The organism is Peloplasma aerotolerans (assembly GCF_030012175.1).
In the GTDB taxonomy this organism is placed as follows: domain Bacteria; phylum Bacillota_I; class Bacilli_A; order Acholeplasmatales; family Acholeplasmataceae; genus Peloplasma; species Peloplasma aerotolerans.
Genome location: NZ_JASCXW010000012.1, coordinates 1 through 18,667, shown reverse-complemented (window position 1 = coordinate 18,667; position 18,667 = coordinate 1). Strand labels below are relative to the sequence as shown.

21 protein-coding genes are annotated in these 18,667 nt (G+C 29.6%); 3 read left to right on the top strand and 18 right to left on the bottom strand.

The genetic code is table 11. From position 1 onward, the window contains the following. Window positions 1-27: 27 nt before the first annotated feature. The 7 genes from QJ521_RS04695 to QJ521_RS04665 all read right to left on the bottom strand — a co-directional run bounded on the left by QJ521_RS04695 (window position 28) and on the right by QJ521_RS04665 (window position 4,985). On the bottom strand, window positions 28-948 hold the full coding sequence (locus QJ521_RS04695; protein WP_282839279.1) for a hypothetical protein: 921 nt from the start codon (window positions 946-948) through the stop codon (window positions 28-30). Window positions 949-1,128: 180 nt separating this feature from the next. Continuing rightward, the gene (locus QJ521_RS04690; RefSeq protein ID WP_282839309.1) at window positions 1,129-1,311 is read right to left on the bottom strand and encodes a GDCCVxC domain-containing (seleno)protein; all 183 of its coding nucleotides are present in this window, start codon (window positions 1,309-1,311) and stop codon (window positions 1,129-1,131) included. A gap of 88 nt (window positions 1,312-1,399) precedes the next feature. Beyond that, window positions 1,400-1,861 carry a GNAT family N-acetyltransferase gene (locus tag QJ521_RS04685; RefSeq protein WP_282839278.1) on the bottom strand — a complete coding sequence of 154 codons (462 nt, stop codon included), beginning with the start codon at window positions 1,859-1,861 and terminating at the stop codon, window positions 1,400-1,402. Further along, window positions 1,854-2,579 (bottom strand): hypothetical protein, encoded by a 726-nt coding sequence (locus QJ521_RS04680; protein ID WP_282839277.1) that lies wholly within the window; start codon window positions 2,577-2,579, stop codon window positions 1,854-1,856. Before QJ521_RS04680 ends, QJ521_RS04685 begins: the two co-directional genes overlap by 8 nt. A gap of 104 nt (window positions 2,580-2,683) precedes the next feature. Next, window positions 2,684-3,379: a hypothetical protein gene (locus QJ521_RS04675; protein WP_282839276.1), complete on the bottom strand. Its 696-nt coding sequence runs from the start codon at window positions 3,377-3,379 to the stop codon at window positions 2,684-2,686. Window positions 3,380-3,463: 84 nt separating this feature from the next. Then, window positions 3,464-4,447, bottom strand: a complete 984-nt coding sequence (locus tag QJ521_RS04670; RefSeq protein ID WP_282839275.1) for an aromatic acid exporter family protein — start codon at window positions 4,445-4,447, stop codon at window positions 3,464-3,466. Between the two features lie 7 nt (window positions 4,448-4,454). Further along, window positions 4,455-4,985 (bottom strand): DUF402 domain-containing protein, encoded by a 531-nt coding sequence (locus QJ521_RS04665; protein WP_282839274.1) that lies wholly within the window; start codon window positions 4,983-4,985, stop codon window positions 4,455-4,457. A gap of 238 nt (window positions 4,986-5,223) precedes the next feature. Between QJ521_RS04665 and QJ521_RS04660 the strand changes: the two genes are divergently transcribed. The 3 genes from QJ521_RS04660 to QJ521_RS04650 are packed head-to-tail and all read left to right on the top strand — an operon-like array spanning window position 5,224 to window position 7,356. Continuing rightward, entirely contained in the window at window positions 5,224-6,699 is a 1,476-nt protein-coding gene (locus tag QJ521_RS04660; protein ID WP_282839273.1) for a DUF1538 domain-containing protein, read from the top strand. Further along, a complete protein-coding gene (locus QJ521_RS04655; protein WP_282839272.1) occupies window positions 6,696-7,037 on the top strand; it encodes a hypothetical protein in 342 nt (113 codons plus the stop codon). The genes QJ521_RS04660 and QJ521_RS04655 overlap by 4 nt, the downstream gene beginning before the upstream one ends. Next, entirely contained in the window at window positions 7,024-7,356 is a 333-nt protein-coding gene (locus QJ521_RS04650; RefSeq protein WP_282839271.1) for a hypothetical protein, read from the top strand. The genes QJ521_RS04655 and QJ521_RS04650 overlap by 14 nt, the downstream gene beginning before the upstream one ends. 116 nt (window positions 7,357-7,472) lie before the next feature. On the opposite strand, the gene QJ521_RS04645 is transcribed toward QJ521_RS04650, so the two are convergent. From QJ521_RS04645 to QJ521_RS04595, 11 genes are all read right to left on the bottom strand, one after another. Beyond that, window positions 7,473-8,111, bottom strand: a complete 639-nt coding sequence (locus QJ521_RS04645) for a hypothetical protein (protein ID WP_282839270.1) — start codon at window positions 8,109-8,111, stop codon at window positions 7,473-7,475. After that, window positions 8,092-8,730 carry a 7-cyano-7-deazaguanine synthase gene (locus QJ521_RS04640; protein WP_282839269.1) on the bottom strand — a complete coding sequence of 213 codons (639 nt, stop codon included), beginning with the start codon at window positions 8,728-8,730 and terminating at the stop codon, window positions 8,092-8,094. The genes QJ521_RS04645 and QJ521_RS04640 overlap by 20 nt, the downstream gene beginning before the upstream one ends. Further along, a complete protein-coding gene (locus QJ521_RS04635) occupies window positions 8,717-9,949 on the bottom strand; it encodes a nucleoside 2-deoxyribosyltransferase (RefSeq protein ID WP_282839268.1) in 1,233 nt (410 codons plus the stop codon). The genes QJ521_RS04640 and QJ521_RS04635 overlap by 14 nt, the downstream gene beginning before the upstream one ends. A 61-nt stretch (window positions 9,950-10,010) precedes the next feature. Then, window positions 10,011-10,355 (bottom strand): hypothetical protein, encoded by a 345-nt coding sequence (locus QJ521_RS04630; RefSeq protein WP_282839267.1) that lies wholly within the window; start codon window positions 10,353-10,355, stop codon window positions 10,011-10,013. A 211-nt stretch (window positions 10,356-10,566) separates the two neighbouring features. Beyond that, window positions 10,567-11,868, bottom strand: coding sequence for a DUF4238 domain-containing protein (locus QJ521_RS04625; protein ID WP_282839266.1), 1,302 nt, complete (start codon window positions 11,866-11,868; stop codon window positions 10,567-10,569). Between the two features lie 87 nt (window positions 11,869-11,955). Continuing rightward, window positions 11,956-12,351: an 8-oxo-dGTP diphosphatase MutT gene (mutT, locus tag QJ521_RS04620; protein WP_282839265.1), complete on the bottom strand. Its 396-nt coding sequence runs from the start codon at window positions 12,349-12,351 to the stop codon at window positions 11,956-11,958. Next, window positions 12,348-15,293: a DUF3427 domain-containing protein gene (locus QJ521_RS04615; RefSeq protein ID WP_282839264.1), complete on the bottom strand. Its 2,946-nt coding sequence runs from the start codon at window positions 15,291-15,293 to the stop codon at window positions 12,348-12,350. The genes mutT and QJ521_RS04615 overlap by 4 nt, the downstream gene beginning before the upstream one ends. 176 nt (window positions 15,294-15,469) lie before the next feature. After that, window positions 15,470-16,174 carry a hypothetical protein gene (locus QJ521_RS04610; RefSeq protein ID WP_282839263.1) on the bottom strand — a complete coding sequence of 235 codons (705 nt, stop codon included), beginning with the start codon at window positions 16,172-16,174 and terminating at the stop codon, window positions 15,470-15,472. A 198-nt stretch (window positions 16,175-16,372) separates the two neighbouring features. After that, window positions 16,373-16,597: a hypothetical protein gene (locus QJ521_RS04605; RefSeq protein ID WP_282839262.1), complete on the bottom strand. Its 225-nt coding sequence runs from the start codon at window positions 16,595-16,597 to the stop codon at window positions 16,373-16,375. 222 nt (window positions 16,598-16,819) lie between these two features. Then, window positions 16,820-17,830, bottom strand: coding sequence for a ribosome small subunit-dependent GTPase A (gene rsgA, locus QJ521_RS04600; RefSeq protein WP_282839261.1), 1,011 nt, complete (start codon window positions 17,828-17,830; stop codon window positions 16,820-16,822). A gap of 173 nt (window positions 17,831-18,003) precedes the next feature. Next, a complete protein-coding gene (locus tag QJ521_RS04595) occupies window positions 18,004-18,555 on the bottom strand; it encodes an adenylate kinase (RefSeq protein WP_282839260.1) in 552 nt (183 codons plus the stop codon). Window positions 18,556-18,667: the final 112 nt, after the last annotated feature.

Below are 18,667 nucleotides of genomic sequence, written 5' to 3'. Positions count from 1 at the left end.
TTTTTCTTATTTTTGTTGATTTACATCTTATTCATTTGAGTCTGCTAGGTAATATATGTGTCTTATACCATCCTTGTTTTCAACATATACAGATATATATGTATCTTTTGATAGTATTAAATCATTCACTGTCGTTACAAAACCATTATCATTGAGTGTTTTGGGGAATGTTTCATCTTTTTCTGTGTGATTTATTGCATGTCTATAGGAACGGCTAATAAAGTCTGTGCAATAAAATTTGTTTTTCATGTCAAAAAAGAATAAGAAATTGTATAATGATCTATTCTCATAATGCATATTTGCATAATCTAAGGTCAAATCTAGCTGACCCTCATCTATATTTTTTACGCGCAACACGGTGAATTGTTTTCGATAATAATTACCATAGTAAGGGTAATCTTTGTGAGATTCATTTCTAAAGTTTGGTAGCATCCAATAATTTGTATTGCTTTTTCTTACTCCAACTGAAAAATTATGCGTTCCATCAGAAGGATCTCTTATGATATCCAAAATGCTTTCATCGGGTCCTGGAAAACCAACGGCTTCTAAAAATTGATCATTACCATTATGTAATGCAGCATGACCACCAACATAAAATGTCATGATTTGATGAACACCAAAAATTGATGGGAAAGGTGACTCTTGTGTAACAAAAATATCTCCTTTCTGTCCGATAAACTTTTTATCTTCATCATGACTAAATACACTTCTTATGTCATTCGTTTCATAATCATATTCTCTTTTGATGGGATGATACATTCTTTCTTCGATTGTTCCATCTGAAAATAAGACAGTATCACTTTCTGACGTTGTCGCTCTATTGATAAATTGTTCAATTTGACGATTTACTTTGATGGTTTGGATGGAAACTGCAATTGAAATCATTATGATAAAGATCAATGTCAGTCGAAGTATAAAGCGAATAACTCTAAGTTTTTTGCACATCATTCAAATTACCTCTTGTTTATTATATAAAAACATTATGAATATATTGTGAATAAGTTTGAGGACTTGAGACTTTAGTGAAATAATAAAAGGATAAAAAAAACCATTATTGATTTTTTCATCAGATAATAGTTTTTTATGGATGGATATTTTTATTCATACTTATAAAGAAAATAGATAATGTTATTGCTTATCGCTCAATTGAACAGGTGGGCACGGATTACTTCCATACGAGCAAAAAACACAACAATCTCCTGTTTTTGGAGCAATAATCTTATTGCAGTTAGGACATTCATATAAGTATTGACATGCATCACTTGGCATGATTAAGTTTTCTTTATTGCCACAATATGGACATTTTAATATACTATTCTTTTTAATAATATCACCTCTAGAGTTTTGATAACATGAAGCAATGAATCCTAAATAATTAGCTATATATGTATTAATAAGGCTAGATATTTAATTTTAATACTTCTTCTCCATAAGCTACAACACCTGTATCAATAAAACCATATTTCAAGTAAAACTGATAAGGCATGTCACCTTTCATTTCACAAGATGTATAAAGAAAATCTTTATGATCTGTCTTGCATTTTTCAACGATAAAATCAAGTACTGCTTTACCATAACCTTTACCTTGATAATCAGCAGCAATCATAAATCTCCAAAGATAATAAGATTTATCTTTTTCTTCGATTTCATCTGGTGTTAAGCTTAGCATAACAAAGCCAATCGGTTGATCATTTAAATAGATTGCTCTTGGCCATGCATTGCCTGGATTCACATAAGCCTCTGCTATGGAATACATATTTGGTGCTACACATCCTTTTTGATATTCAGATAATGTATCACTTAATTTAATAACTTGAGTTAAGTTTTCATCTGTGATTAATTGAAGGGATAATTTACTCATTTTTGTTCTCCTCTATATGTTTTTCATGTACTGAACTTAAAAGTTCTTTGACTAGCAAGTAAATCAAATAAAACGCAAACAAACTTATCAGCCAATAAAAGATTGTTGTAAAGCCTGCTACACCACTTAATAAGACATCTAACATATCTAATGGTGTTACAATCACTACAGATAACAACAATGATACAACAGCTAATGGAACTTTGACAAAGTAAACGATAATGATAGGAATTAAAGTAATCATTGCTGTACTGATTCCAAATCTTATGTATAAATATATGAAAACTAAAATCATTGGAAATAGCAAGTGAGATTTCGTATACTTAAGTTGAGCACCTTCTGTTAATAAATAGGACAAGATAATGAAAATCAAATAGACACATACAACGAGTCCTAGGATTAACTGCCAAGTTATTGTTAAAACAAATGTATTTGTATTTAAATTATAAGAAAAAATAGTTCTTATAAATGTTCCTAGATAATCTCCAAATACAAATAGAAACAAAACCAAATGAGAAACAACTGTTTTTTCTCTTGACTCTAAGACATAAACAGCAAACAATACTAAAGCAATCGGTAACAATGCTTTAAAGAAATCTAAAACATCTGTTTCTCCTTCTAATCTCAATATAAGTGCTAAAACAGCAATAAACGCTAAAATAATGACTTGAAACTGTTTAGGAATCATTTTTCTGAAGTTTTTAATCAAGGATATCATATATGCACCTCTTCGTGTTATTTTAATATTATTTTAGCATGTTTTTATGAAACTTCAAAAAAACCATTAAAAAAGACCTTAGCATTTGCTAAAGTCTTTTTCTACTATTCTTTTCTTGTCTTTAAAATACCTAATATCGCACCTACAGCAAGATAAATACCAATAGCTGTAAAGATCCAATAACTTAATGGCATATCAAATAAATTACCATTAAATAAAACATTTAATAAATCAAATGGTACATCAATCACTCCAGCTAAGAGCAACACTAAAGCAAACAATTGACTTCCAAATAATAAGGCAATAACTGGAGGTAATATTTTCATCACAGCTTCATTAAATCCTGAACGGAAAAAGAAGAAAATAAAAGCGATGATTGCTGTTGTTAAGACTGGTGATGATTTTAACTTAACATTGAGTTGTCCATCAAGGACGCATGATAAGATGTATAACACCAAATAAACAAAGATAACAACTGCTAATATCAATTCAAGTGTGAATGTTCCTACAAAAGATAGAGAACTGAACTGAAATGAGGTGACGACATAAATAAATGAATGTCCAGCACCTAAAAATGATGTTACGAGTAAGATAAGGTGTGCTGCTAAAGACTTACCACCAAACTGTAATCCTATCGCTGCTATAGCAACTAATATGATTGGTAGGAAGCTTTGTAATTGATTCCATATGTTTCCAGCTGTTGATGAATTATAATAGACAGCTATAAGGGAAATGACAATAATGAGTATTGTTGCTAAAAATTGAGGAATCAATTTTCTAAAATTTCTGATAAATCCCATAAAGTTAAACCTTCTTTCTTAATTTTTTGACATTTTTATTGTATCATCAATTAAGTTAAAAGACCTTAAAAGCGCTTTGTAAGTTTAAATAGGTATTTCATCAAGTCCAAATTCAGGATATTGATGGTGAAATTGCACCTTCACCATCAAGAAGGATTCTATTTCATTTAGAATTTGAAATAAAGATGCACGTAACTCGAATTCTTCTCTTGTCTTAGGCAAAGGTGAGTCTTTATAAAACTGTTGTAAAATATCTAATTTTTTCAATTGTCCGATTGCTTTATTATATAGACCAATCTCAAAGCTTAAGTCACGAACATACTCAGAGATTTTTAATGCAAAGGGATGTAATGCATTAATCTTTAGTGCCTGTTGGTACATATGTCTGATGTAACTTGCTTGTTCTCTTCTCATATGAAAATAAGATAAGTAACTGTGATCATTATAAAAGAGTAAGTCTTTATCAACTAATTCAACGATATCAATGGTATCTGATATCTTACGATCTAACATCATATAATGTCTATAATACTCTTCATGATATTTAGGATCTTTTAATAATAAGGCAAGCATAAATAAGTGATCCCTAATTAACTGATCAACAGACGAGACATGATTGTTTAATTCCTTTTCACTTGATGTTGGATAAAAGACATTAAATAGGGTTGCTACAGCAACTGCAATAAATAGTAATGCAAGTTCATTACCAATCAGTGAGAATGAAAACTCACCTTCCATCAATAAATGAGTAACTAAGACTAAAGAAGGAACAATACCTTCTGAAACCTTTAAGACCCATGAAATATATGCGAAGATAAACACAAAGATACTAAAGACTATAAACGTATAACCAAACGCGATAAATAGTAAAGTAGATAATATAATACCGAAAATAGCATCAAATAGTCTTCTAAAAGAGATTTCAACGGAATCTCTTTTTGTTAAGTGAATCGATAAGATGGCTAATATCCCTGCCGTTAACCAGTATTCAAGCGAAAAAAAGCGGGCGATTAAGCTTGCTATAACTCCAACTAAACTCATTTTAATTGCAGTGTGTAAAAGCCTCATAGGTTCCTCACTTTTTTGTTAAATCTTTATATAACTCATGATACATTTTAATATCTTGTAAACCAAAAGGCTTCTCTTTATTTTCTATGCGATCTATTAAGACCTTAATTTGATCTTGAATAATCTCTTGGATTTCTTCTGAGTAACACATTTGATCCAAATGTGTTGCATATTCTCTTTCATCAAGCACGATATAACTGCCATCAGGAAACACTTTAACATCTAAATCATAATCAATATATTTGATAGCTTCTCCATCATATAAATAAGGACTTGATAAATTGCAGTAAAAATAAATACCATCTTTTTTTAACATACCGATAATGTTAAACCATAAGTCGCTATAAAAGTAACATATAGCAGGCTCTTTGGTATGCCAACTTCTACCGTCATTTTCAATCACTCTTGTTCTGTTGTTTGCTGTTACTAATAGATGTTGATCTTGATATAGTACCACGGTTTTTTTCCATATTCGGTGCAGCTTTTTGTCATGCTTGTAGCTGTGTATTTGCACAGTCATACCGGTTGATAATTTCATAAAACCACCTCAAATGATGTTTTTATTATATCATGTAAAAGCATAAAATCTATGCATAAGTGAATGAAATGATTGCTAGATTGTTTGTTGTTTGGTTTGATGTTTATTTAAATGATTATGTGATGGGCTTTATTTAAGGGTTTTGGTTCGCTTAGGATACGGCTTGTTGGATTGACAGAAACTTCGTTTTCATGTATACTCAACTTAATAAAAATAGACGAAAGGATGAGTTGAATATATGAAGTTTGTATTGCATAAATTGTTTGATTCGATGATTGCTGTTTTACCAATTTCAGTTGTAATACTCATCATAAGTTTATTGATTGGAATTGATGGTCAATATATCATTAATTTCATTGTTGGTAGTTTATTATTAATGATTGGATTAACGTTTTTTTCTATTGGTTCAGTATCAAGTATGGTTGCTATTGCAGAATCGATTGGTGAGTTTATTGTTAAGAAAAGAAAGTTGTTATTGTTTATTGTGATTGCATTTATTGTAGGGTTTATGATTAACATAGCAGAACCTGCTTTGTGGGTTCTTGCAGATCAGTTTAAAAGTGTTGTGATTGAGCCTGTTTTGATATTGAGTGTTGCTTTAGGTGTTGGGATCTTTGTTGTTTTAGCATTGATTAGAATTCTTACTCAAATTAAGTTAAGAACATTGATATTAATAAGTTATGCTGTTGTCTTTGGATTTGCGATATTATTATTTATGACCAATCCAAGTTTTATACCCGTTGCCTTTGATTCAGGTGGTGTCACTACCGGACCTATGGCGGTTCCATTTATTATGGCATTAGGCTTTGGTATTTCAAAAAGTCGTGGTGACAGGGCTTCTGAAGAAGACAGTTTTGGATTAGTTGGAATTGCTTCTATTGGGCCAATCTTAAGTGTTTTGATTTTAGGATTGTTTTATAGTCCAACAGTACCTATAAGTGATACAACGACAAGTTTTATGGGTTATTTAGTTAGAAATTTAGTTCAAATGGCAATTGCAATATTACCTTTTATATTATTTTTTATGATCTTTCAAGTTTTCGCATTTAAGTTAAAAAAAAGAAGGGTTATTAAAATATTAATTGCTTTTGGATATACTTATATAGGTTTAGTTTTATTTCTTACTGGAGCAAATGCTGGTTTAGTCGATATGGGATTACAAATGGGAGCATATTTTGCAAATTTAAATGCATCATGGATTTTGGTTCCTGTAGGCATGGTATTCGGATTTGTGATTGTTGCTGCTGAACCTTCTGTCGTTGCCTTAAATAGGCAAGTCGAAGAAGTTAGTGCAGGAGCAATTTCTAGTAAACTGATGCTTTATGCATTAGCAGTAGGTGTGAGTGTAGCAATTGGCTTAGCTTGTGTTAGAGTCTTAACTGGTGTAAGTATTTGGTGGTTCTTATTACCTGGATATGGATTGGCTTTGATATTGATGTTTTTTACACCAAAGATTTTTACAGGTATCGCATTTGATTCAGGCGGTGCTGTATCAGGGGCGATGACTTCTGCTTTCTTAATGCCTTATGCATTAGGAGCAGCAATGATTAGTGGAACAAATGTTTTAAGTAGTGCATTTGGATTAATTGCATTTGTTGCAATGGCGCCTTTGATTACGATTCAATTATTAGGATTTATTTATAGAGCTAAAGTTGATGTATATGAAGAAATTGAAGAAGATGAAATTATGGATTTAAGCGAGGTAAAATCATGAAATTATTGATAACGATTGTAGGAAGACACGTCAGTGAAAAAGTATCTAAAATCACTGGTGGTGGTGTCATAGATTATCAAGCAACAGTCCCTGGTGTAGGCACAGCAACATCAGAGATTATGGAATACTTAAGTTTAGGTGATCCAGAAAGAGATATCATCTTCAGTTTGGTAGATGATGGGGATGTTGAACAAATCTTTCAACATCTTATATTGGATTTAGATTTTCTTAAATTAGGTATGGGTGTTGCATTCACTGTAGCACTAGATGGTATATCAGAAACTGCATATAAGAGTTTATATCAAGAAATGGTAGGGGATCAAAATGGGAAAAAATAAAGAAGTTATTATTTATATCTGTAATCATGGATTTGCTTATGAAGCAATGGCTGAAGCCAGAAAAGCAGGAGCAAGAGGTGGAACGATTATTCATGGACGTAGTTCTATTTCTCAAGAAAAGGATAAGTTTTTTGGTATTACCTTACATCCAGAAAAAGATATTTTAATGATTGTATGTTTGGAGAAACAAAAAAATGCCTTAATGAAGGCAATCACGTCTAAATATGGGGTAAAGACGGAAGCTCGAGGCATTTGTTTTTCTATGAAGGTTGATGATACAATTGGGTTTAGTTTTGAACCATTGCCATTGCCTAGATAAAACCTTAAAGAAATCTAGTAAAATAAAAAAGTGATTGCTTCTAGACAAAGCAATCATTTTTAATTGTATTTGCACATGCAAATTGTTAAATTTACCACGTTTGTGATTTTTAAATATCATATTGGTTGATATGTTAACTCATTTTTTGACATATAATTCCAAATGGCTGTATCCAAATCAAGTTTGTTGATATTAAGTTTTCTTGAAACTTCATTGTATATCAATTGAGCAGGATAATATTCGATAACATCGATATTACATAACTTTAAGAAACTAAATAAATGTCTATCAACAGGCATACTATCTATACCTAGTAATTTGAGCAGATAATCTAAAGTTTTTGGACCAATTCCATTGATATTATTAATCTGGTTTATATTGAAATCTGTAGTCATCCATTCTGCCATTTCATCAACTGTTTCAATGTTCTCGTTCTTCAATAATGAAAAAATTTCTTTTATTGTTTGTATTTTCCTCTTATTATGAAAATTTAGAATATCTTCAATGTCGATTATATTAATCAAAGAAGTAAATTGAGATGTAGTTTTAAAACTTGCAAAACTATTAAGAATATATTCTATTCTTGGATAAACAACGTTTTTATAATTTAAACCTGCTTGCAGTGACATATCACATATAACTGCACCAATGTGATTATAAACAGGCTTGTTATTTTCTTTATTGAACTCTATACCCATTTTTTCTATATTGGTAATCACGATATCAACATATTGGTTAACCATTATTAGATTCACTCGCTTCCTTAATTGCATTTAATCTTTCTACACAGTTTGGACATGATCCACAAGGATTTGTGCTATTCACTTGGCATGAATACGTAATACTTAATGGTGCATTTAATTGAATACCTCTCCTTAGAACATCAACTTTTGTCATGTTTTTATATGGTAACTCAATATTAACATATCCTATATCAGAAAGCATGTTATTAAGCATTTTAAAAAAATCTGTAGAACAATCTATCTCTTTTGCATGATTACTATTAATAAATGCTGAATAAACTTTGTTCACTTGATTTGATTGTGCAAATGATACAGCAATAGTCATGAAGAGCAAGTTTCTATAAGGCAAATACATATCTTTTTCTGAAATCTGTTTCTCCCATAAATTTCTTTCCTTTATCATTACAGAGTCTGAGTCCCGATATACATCAGCAATATTAATTATATGCAAATCTTCTATATATACTTCTGTAAGAACTTTTTTTAATGTTCTTAATTCAGTTTCAACACAATGTTGCCCATAATCTAAAAACAATGGTAAAACTCTCATTCCTTTACTAATTAAATCATAAAAAAGCACAGTTGAGTCTAGACCACCCGACATTAATAACACTAAATCATATTTTTTCATTTAATTCTCCTAAATAAATAAAGAGGTACATTATAAGTTCTTTTTCGTTAGTCACTATTTTATTAATCGAGTTTTCTAGAAAAAAATTGTTCAAATGATTATTATAGCTTAATGCAATTATTTTTTTGTTCAGTGCTTTAAATATCCCAATCTCTACATTTGTTCCTGGATCGTCATCATGCAAAATTGCTATACACAGGTCGGAATCTTTAATATGCTTTAAATCGTTGTTATAAATTCTAATTTTATCTTTTAAAGGTGTATTATTTTCAATTAGACCATTCTCTATTATCGGTCTAAAGAGTTTAAAATTGTGATGCTCAAGGCTTTTTTCAACTCTGTTTGCAATTTTGTTTGCAGGATTATTTGGAAAATCTGGTGCAGCTAGATAAATTTTAAATTTGCTTCTGTCTTCCCAAAAAATTTGAACACCATTAGTAATACAATGATTAATATCTCTGTTTTTAATTCTCTCAACGTCTTTGCAAAATTCTTCATGATCCATAGTCAGGGAATAAAAAGCTGCAATTTGAGATGCATAAAGCATATTTTCATACATGGATTTCCCCAATTCAGAAACTAAAATCGCATTATAACAGTCACCTACACCCACAGAATGTAAGTTATTAACTAAAAATGCTGGTGCAGCAATTATTTTATCAAGTTGGTAGTCAAACAATCTAGATCCACCTCTATTTTCCTTTAAAAGTACTCTTTTTATCTTATTGTTTCGATATTTTTCAATCAATGACTTGAAGTCATTTGAAAAAGATTCTCCTGAAGTTGAAAAGATGGCTGTATCAATATCAATTAAATCCTGAATTTCTTCATGATGAAAATCAATATGTACACTTATTTGATGTGACTTAATGAGATCAATAAATCTTTGATTCAAGAACTCTCCTGAAGTAATGATAGCATCAGTATATTTATTACCTTTAATGGCTTTTTCTAAACATTCCTCATATAAATCAAATTGGTTTTGATCTCTATTTAACTCCTCGTAACCTTGGTTTGAAAATTCAGTCGATTCTTGAATACATATTACATTTGGTTTATGTAAAACAGTTCCAATATTAAATGTACACAATGCAGATAATTTTTTACCAAAACTTTGAATATCTTTTTCTAGGTACTTTGGAGAGATATATGCTATTGAATATTCTTGACCAATAGAGTTCAAAGCTCTAGCAACATGAAAAATACCACCTAATCTCATATTATTTATTTCCATGTCTATATGAAAATCAACGTATACCTCACCAATAACTATAAAACTCTTATTCGACATTTAGCTTAACCATTATTTGAGTTATAAGATTCTCATCAACATTGATAATTTCGCCTTTATATTGCTTTCCTTTTTCAATACATGAATGAAATAAATAATTATGTTCTGTTGGTACGTTTCCTAACATGAGCTCTGTTTCTTCCTCGACGACAACAAGTCTTTTTTCTACTAGTTCTGAAAAGATGAATACTTTTTGTCCCACCTCTGGTATTCCTTGCTCAGTTTTATACTCCGAAACATCAAAATCTTCAATTACAAAGTAAACTTCTTCTGGACACACATCTTTTTCACTTTTCGAATAATTACCAAAACTTCCAGTTCCTGTACTTCCCATAATTTTTCTCCTTTTCATACTATTATAAATTTATTATCCCACATTGTTTATTTAATGTGTATGGCGTATATGTCCTAAAAATACCATGATATATTATACTTTTCTTTTTTTTAAAAAATAAGTTTGTAATTCAAAAAACGAATTGATTTATCAATTTTAAACACTTCTATTTGATACTTTTTCCTAAAATCCATAATAATCAAAATGATTATTATGTAAAATTGTTTTTATTTGTTTCTCTTAATCGCAAGTAATTATCAATATACTCTTTTTCTCGAGAACCGTAAACAACTACTTTAGGTGCTATATGACCAGCTATTTTTTTTACGTTATCATTTAATATGATTGGATTACCTAATTCTTCGATAATTTTAATTAATCCATCATAATTATTGAGACCTTTTACTATTGAGTAAACTGATAAACTTCTCCTAACTCTTGCTGAATCACTAAACCCTAGCACTTGATGGATTCTATCAAAACTCAAACAATTGACGTAAATAACATCCTCCAACTTCATTTTTCTTACAGGATATATATATAAATCTTTTGCATCAATCTTCCCTTTCAATGTTTCTACAATACCATTCACATACTTAAATTTATTCTTAAGGAAAAGAGATTTATCTTTAATTTTAGTTGGCCAGATATCTGGAACAGGTAAATGATTTGTTCCTTCATACTCGCTTTTATCATACAATCTATAAAAAGGATTTATCAAAACAAGCGTTCTATTCCTAGTAATAGAGAATAAATAAAAATTTTCTGTCATGAAATCATTTGAAAACATTATATCTTTATAGTTCATAATACATATATATTTTTGTTCCTCACTAATATTTTCAGCATAAATAGTTTGTCCCAACATATAACCTCTTTTTATTACATCATTGTTCATGGGAGGTATAAATCTTGTTGATTCATGCTCTGAAGTCATTCCATTGTCTATTACAATAAAATCTTCACCTGTATCACTGCTGTCCCAAACAGATAGGTATCCAGCATTAAATATTGTCGCCCACTTAACTGCGGTGTTAGTTGCTAATGGGTGATTTCTTACATTGATTAGGTCTGAGGACTCCAGTATACATTTTATTGTTTGCATCCAATAATCAAATGGTGTTATATCTCCAACATTTTGCTCTTCAAAATTAATAGTTTTTTTTAATACTTTTGCAATCTCATCTTTCATGTGCCGCATTAACGACTCTCCGTCAACTGTTCTCATCATTGCTAATAAAAGAAACTTTTTAGTTATGGCTAACTCGGTTCTTGATAATATAATCTCTTCCGAATCAATTAAAATCTTTGAATCCAGTATCTTTGCAAACTCATTTTCGATTTTGAAATTAAATAAATCCTCAATTTCCTGGCTATATAGCAACTTACTAGAAAAAGCCTTCTTCAGACTTGTGTTAATCGTTAATTTATTTGTAGATATATTGAAAGTATTTATTCTTTCATTAAATCTTCTTAATATCAGCTTAGGAACATAATGATTATCTATTTTCATGGCTTTCCCCCAATAAATAAAATGAACCTCTACATGTGCAATATTTGAACGTCCTAAAATTGTATCTATTTGACAAATGCTCTAAAGTTATTTGTTATCAACTAACATGTGATTAATAACTGGCATGTCTGCTTGTGCAAAATCATACTCATACATTTCTTCAATCATTAACCATTTTGAATCTAAATGTTCATTAATTGTTAGCTCCCCTGATACAACCACACATTCATAACAATGCATCGTTAAGTAAAACGTTTGATACTCATGGTTAACTGTTAATAAAAAATCATTAACAACTATATCAGCATTTAACTCTTCTTTGATCTCTCTAATCAATGCTTGCTGATGCGTTTCACCAACTTCAATTTTCCCTCCAGGAAATTCCCATTTCTTGGCTAACTCACCTTTATCTGCTCTCTGAGCACAGAATACTTTATTATCTTTCCTAATGATTGCTGCAACTACTTCTATGTGCTTTTTCATTCTTCAACCTCAGTTAATTTAATGTATATTGGTTCTGGAACACTTTGCTCTAGTTTGAATTTAAATCGAATTGGTTTATTATTTTCATAACTCATAACATTCATTGTTCCTAAATATGTCAACTCTGTACTATATCCTTTATTTACACTTTGATCACTTGCAAACTTTCTAACTAGCAAATGTATTTTAATATTTCTTTCTTGATGATGGATTAAATCCTGACCCACAGGACTTAATTGACTTGTTGAATTTGGCGACTCCCATTGAAAAACAGATCTGCTATCAAAATGGTCTGCATAATCGATACTCTCTTTTACTGCTATTTTATTCAGATTGACAAATAGATAAAAATGGTTTTTAATTTTGATCAATCCACTCATTAGCATGCCTTGAAAAATTTTATCAAAACGAGCCAGATGCGGAATATCAACCTTATTATATGTGTGATATGGTTTCAGAAAAGGATATCCGTAATTATGATATCCAAACTCATTCATATATCTTAGTAATCCATAATCGATTGTATGATCAATGAAATCACTAAACAATTTATCAGTAAGATTTTTTTTAAATATATCATTTAAGGAAACGATATTGTTTTCCAATTTAATTGGTTTACCAAACTTATTGGTTTCTGTAACAGAAAAATATAAGTGGTTTAAATATCCGATTGCATGATCAAGATCTTTTAAATTAGGTGACTCTATATATTTTCTTAAATAATCAAGTAACTCAAGTTTTGTTAACGATTTTTGATCAAGCAATGTTCTTATAATGGCATATTCATATACTCTTTTAATCGGCAACTGATAGTCGAAAAACTTAATAAAACTATATTTTTCCGTATCATTTATTATTTTATTAAGTGAGTCATCATTTTCAATATCAGAAACAAATTTAAGATATGATCCTTTCTTATCAATCATTCTTACTGGATCAATCCCGTCTAAGCTAAATTGCGTTATCATTGGATAATCGTATAATTTGTCTTCCTGTATAAACATATTCAGTTTAACTTCCTGATATGCTTCTTTTAAATATTTGATTTCATTAAAATTAACAGATTCTAATTGACTTAAGATTCTCTGCTTCGAGATTTCATCTAGTCTAATGAATGTATCTCCTGGTATATCAAAAAAATCTCTTTTTGTCATTAAAGTTAAGTCTTCTTTGTCATATGATTTATCACCAGCTAATGCGATTGGTAACAAAAATGTTTTATTGTGATTACCTATAAAATCTAGGACTGTTAAATACTCCTTGTTTTGATAATGTCTTAGCCCTCTCCCCAATTGTTGAGTAAAAATAATAGGAGATTCTGTAGGTCTTAACATCAATATCAAATTTAGACTCGGAATATCAATACCTTCATTAAATATTCCAATAGTGAATATATAAGATAATGGATCGTTTTCGTCTTCTAGTCTTTCAATTGCTTTATCTCTTTCTATCTCATCGTTTTCACTAAATAAATATAACGAGGGATATCCCTTGTTATTAAACTCCTCAGCCATATACTTAGCGTGCTTGATATTCACACAAAATCCTAATGCTTTTCTTTTTCTACCCGATATCGTATAGTCTTCAATGCTTTCTATAATTAAGTCAACTCTGGTTTTGATGTTAAGTTTTTCCGCTAGTTTATCTATGTCAGTTAGTTTTACATCACTTAAATCCGTTTGTATATCATTGATACCAAAATAGTGAAATGGCACTACTAGGTTATGATTTAATGCTTCTCTTAATCTGATTTCGACTGCAATATTGTGGTCATACAATTTGAAAATGCTTAACGCATCAGTTCTTTCTGGAGTTGCTGTCATACCCAATAAAAATTTAGGCTTAAAGTAATTTAAAATCTTTTGATATGTACTTGCAGCAGAACGGTGTGCTTCGTCAATAATAATATAGTCAAATGCTTCTTTATCATAATGTTCTAAAACCTCTTTTTTGCTCATCATTGTATTTGAAGCAAATATATAGTCTTGATCAAATGATTTTGTGTTGCCTGTCAAAATACCCATCTGTTTTTCTGGATGAATAAGTTTGAATGTTCTTAGTGCTTCTTTTAGTATTTTTTCCCTATGAACAATAAATAACACTCTTTTAGGTTTTACTTGCAATGCATCAAATGCTGCTAAAAAAGTCTTCCCCGTACCTGTTGCTGCTATAACAAGTGCTTTTGATTCTCCTTGATATCTTAAGGTTTGTAATCTTTCAACAGCTTGTTCCTGCATCATATTTGGCGTTGGTATGGATGAACGACTCAAATTCAATTTGTTTTTTAATTCTTCTTCATCAATATTTGCAAAATCAGATAAATCTTTGAAAAACCTATGTCCCTCTGTTTGCTTTAGAAAAGCTACAATTTGATTAAACAATTGTTTATCATAATCATTACCTGTTTTTTTATGTTCTAACTTATACTCTTGTATAAAGGCATGATTTAAAGGTTCTGATTCATTCCACAATAAGTCGAATTCTTCTTTTATATCTTTAAATAGATGATCAGTTTTTGAAATTACAGATAAATTCCATTCTTGATTAGTCTTTAGAGCACTTTGGCTTAAATTGGACGAACCTATATAGATTTTTATAAAATCACCCATATCAAAGAGATAACCTTTAGTATGGAATCCATTCCGATGTTCATTTACTCCGGTTTTATATATTCTTGTTTCAATATTATTATATTTAAGCAGAGTCTCTAGTGCTTCTGGATCAGTTCCATTCATATAATTAGTTGTTATTATTTTTCCTACTTTGCTGCTTTCATTGAAATCTTTAAGTTCTTTTGACAATATACTCATTGCTGAATTATGAATAAAAGCAACCGAGAAGTAAAATCGGTTGCATGATTTGAGAGCTTCCTTCAATTCGTGATAAAAAGATCTTGAGGATTTATTTGTTAAAAATCTTATTTGATGTTCTGATATATTCATTTGTTCACCTTTATCACTTATAATAATAACATTTTTAACTTATATAGACAATATATAATGGATACTAACTGAATTAAGATATCTAGGTATTCTTTGTTGATATTTCATTCTATTCTAAATGTACACATTATTTATATTCACTTGATTCGACTGCATTAGTTTGAGTAGTTTCATCGTCAGTTCATAAAATACATCATAAATAGTGATGCATTCATCAAGATATGTAATATTACTAAATAAGGTAACATCATTGGTTTCTTGTGAATCAAAATACCAATCAATAAAGCAAAAGGAAAAAACATCAAACTTCTATAAATAACATATATGAAATCGAATCTTAAAGGCATAAAAGCATGTTGAATGCTTAAGAAAAATACTGGTAAACCAACATAAATCCATTTCCTTGTAGATATTTTTTGTAGTCTTGGCATAATGAATGAGAAATAAAATGGTAATTCAACTAAACCTTGTAATATTGGAAAAACAGTCATATTGATAATCATGAAAAACAATGGAATACTTCCTAATAAAAACTTTGTTCCAATTTGTGGATCTTGATATAACCATAATGATAGCAATATATTGGGTAGCATAGCTACTACAATTATAGGTATTAATATCTTTAAGAAATAAATAGTATTCTTTTTGTTCATTTGTTTGAAGAAATTAAAATAACTTTCATTACTTTTCTTCAATATAATAATCATCATCGTAATCAACAATATATTGACTATTGTAATATGTATAGCCCAATAATACCCTGAAAGTTCAAATGCTTGTTCCTTTTGAAATAGAATCAAATAAGTAATTCCTTGTAGTATAACCATTAATATAATCCTAATACTCAAATATAAAGCTATTTTTGATTTACTATTTTGCATAATTGACCTCATTTTTCTATTATTGTTAAAGAGTATTATTTATCGATTGAATCATTCATTTAGTATACCATTTTTTTGACCATATTAGCCTTACAATTTTGATGTTTTGACATTTTAGATGCTATATTGATAATCAATCAAATAAAATCATTAAATGGACTTAGAAAGAAAAAAAACACCTGAAGTCAGGTGTTTCTCTCAATGCTTGACTGAACTATATTTCTTTACATCTAAATGAAGATTGATAATTCTCCACTCTGGTGTTGAAACAACATTTTCAGATTTACTGATGACTAGAATTTCATCGAATCCAAAATACATCAAATCTTCACTTGTCATAACTTCACCATCACAATCCAAATAACACACATCATGAACACCTGGACCAATGTTATCCAATACATTTTTTAATCTACCTAACATTTTTTTCACCTACTTCTTTTCATTATATTTTATATCTATTACTATAAAACAAATCCGAAATAAAATCCAAAAAAATTTTTTTGGTCTTTTTTTGAGTTATTAAATTTTACTTTTTTCCATATTCTATTCATTAATTTTAATAAGAATACCTCCATCTATTTCATGAGATGGAGGTTTGTCTCTTAAATTATTGAATCATACTCATTAATAGCACACTATCTATCATTTTGATGCCTTCATTAACTTTCTCTCTTTTTGTTTTTGTCTACGCTTTTGATATGCATATTCTTTTAATAGTGTTTTATAACTTTTCAAACGTTCTTTTGTAATGATTCCATTTTGGATTGCTTCTATGACTTTACATCCAGGTTCTTTTTCATGTTTACAGTCATTGAACTTACATGATTTTCCTAATGCTTCAATATCATCAAATGTTGATGCTAGATCAACATCATCTAATTGAAGTTCTCTCATACCTGGTGTATCAATGATATAAGCATGTTCCTTAGTCTCAAAGAGTTCTCTTGATGTCGTTACGTGTCTTCCTCTGTCTTTATATCCGATATCCTTAGTTTCTGTAACCCTTGTTCCTATTAAATGATTGATAATTGTTGATTTGCCTACACCAGATGAACCAATTAAGGCATAGGTCATACCTTTTTTAATGATAGTTTCTAGTTCATTATAATAAGGTTCAATTAATTCAGATGTAATAATCACATCTGCTCCTGATGAAACTGAATAAACTAATTCTAAGTTTCTTGTTGCTGGGTTATATAAATCAAACTTCGTTAAAACAATAACAGGTATAGCTCCACTCATCCATGAAATGGATAAGTATCGCTCTAATCTTCTTAAACTAAAGTTTTCGTTTAATGACATACAAATCAAGATATAATCAATATTTGTAGCAATCACTTGAGCATCTGCAGTTTTACCTGCTGATTTCCGTTCTAGTATACTATTTCTTTTTAAAATGTGATGAATGATGGTTGTATCTTGATTTTGCTCAACCATCACATAATCACCAACTGATGGAAAATCCATGACATCAGTAGCTTGATGCATCATCTTCCCTGATACTTTCGCATGTATGATCTCATGATCTAAATCAACTAAGTATATACCTCTTTGTTGATTAATGACTCTTGCTAATTTGAGCGGATCATATGCTTTTGATTCTTTAAGTCTCTCTATGTTAAAAGAGACATTTTCTAAATGTGTTTCTACCATAATACCTCCGTTTATTTTTGGAGGGTTAGATGCATGAAATGCCCTCCTTCATTTTTTGGGTCGTGCTATTCATTGTATTTTTCATAGAACATTCCACCTTTCATTATGGTTTTATTCGAACATTTTGATTATACATAATTTAACTTAAAAAGTAAATATTAATTAGAATATTTTTATTTATAAAAAGAAAAGGACAAAAGTCCTGAAATTTCTTCAATGATTAAATCAATGTCATATTTTTCTTCTACGTATATAAATCTAATATGATGCTTGTTACATCCTAAATGATTGGCAAAATTTTCTTTTATCATCCTTTTTTTGCTTATTTCATCATATAATCTACTCTCAATAACACTTGAATAATCAAGGATATGTTGATAGTTCTTATTAATATATGCTTCACTAAAAATAATTGATATCATATTGATATGACTTAATTCTAACTCAGTAAAATCCTTTTTATAGTTATGAGGTATATAGCATCCCTCAATAATAAGATGCTGGTGGTTTTCAATATTAGTCTTAATGATTTCTCTTACGATTGGCCATAAATATTTAGTGAGTTGATTAAAAGTACTATCTGGTTTAAGTTCTGTATTTCCACTTCTAATCAGTCCCATTTTTAAATGGTCTATAGATAAGTATGGGTATTTATATTTTTCTAATAGTTTTTGTGCGATTAATGTTTTTCCTGTATGTGTAGCTCCTGATATTAGTATAATCATATACTCTACTCCCCTTTTATTTATATATAATTTCTTAATATGTTTATGATAATAACCTTTTTTATTATATCATAACCAAATATGATAATTATAGGTCAAAAAAGTTTAAATA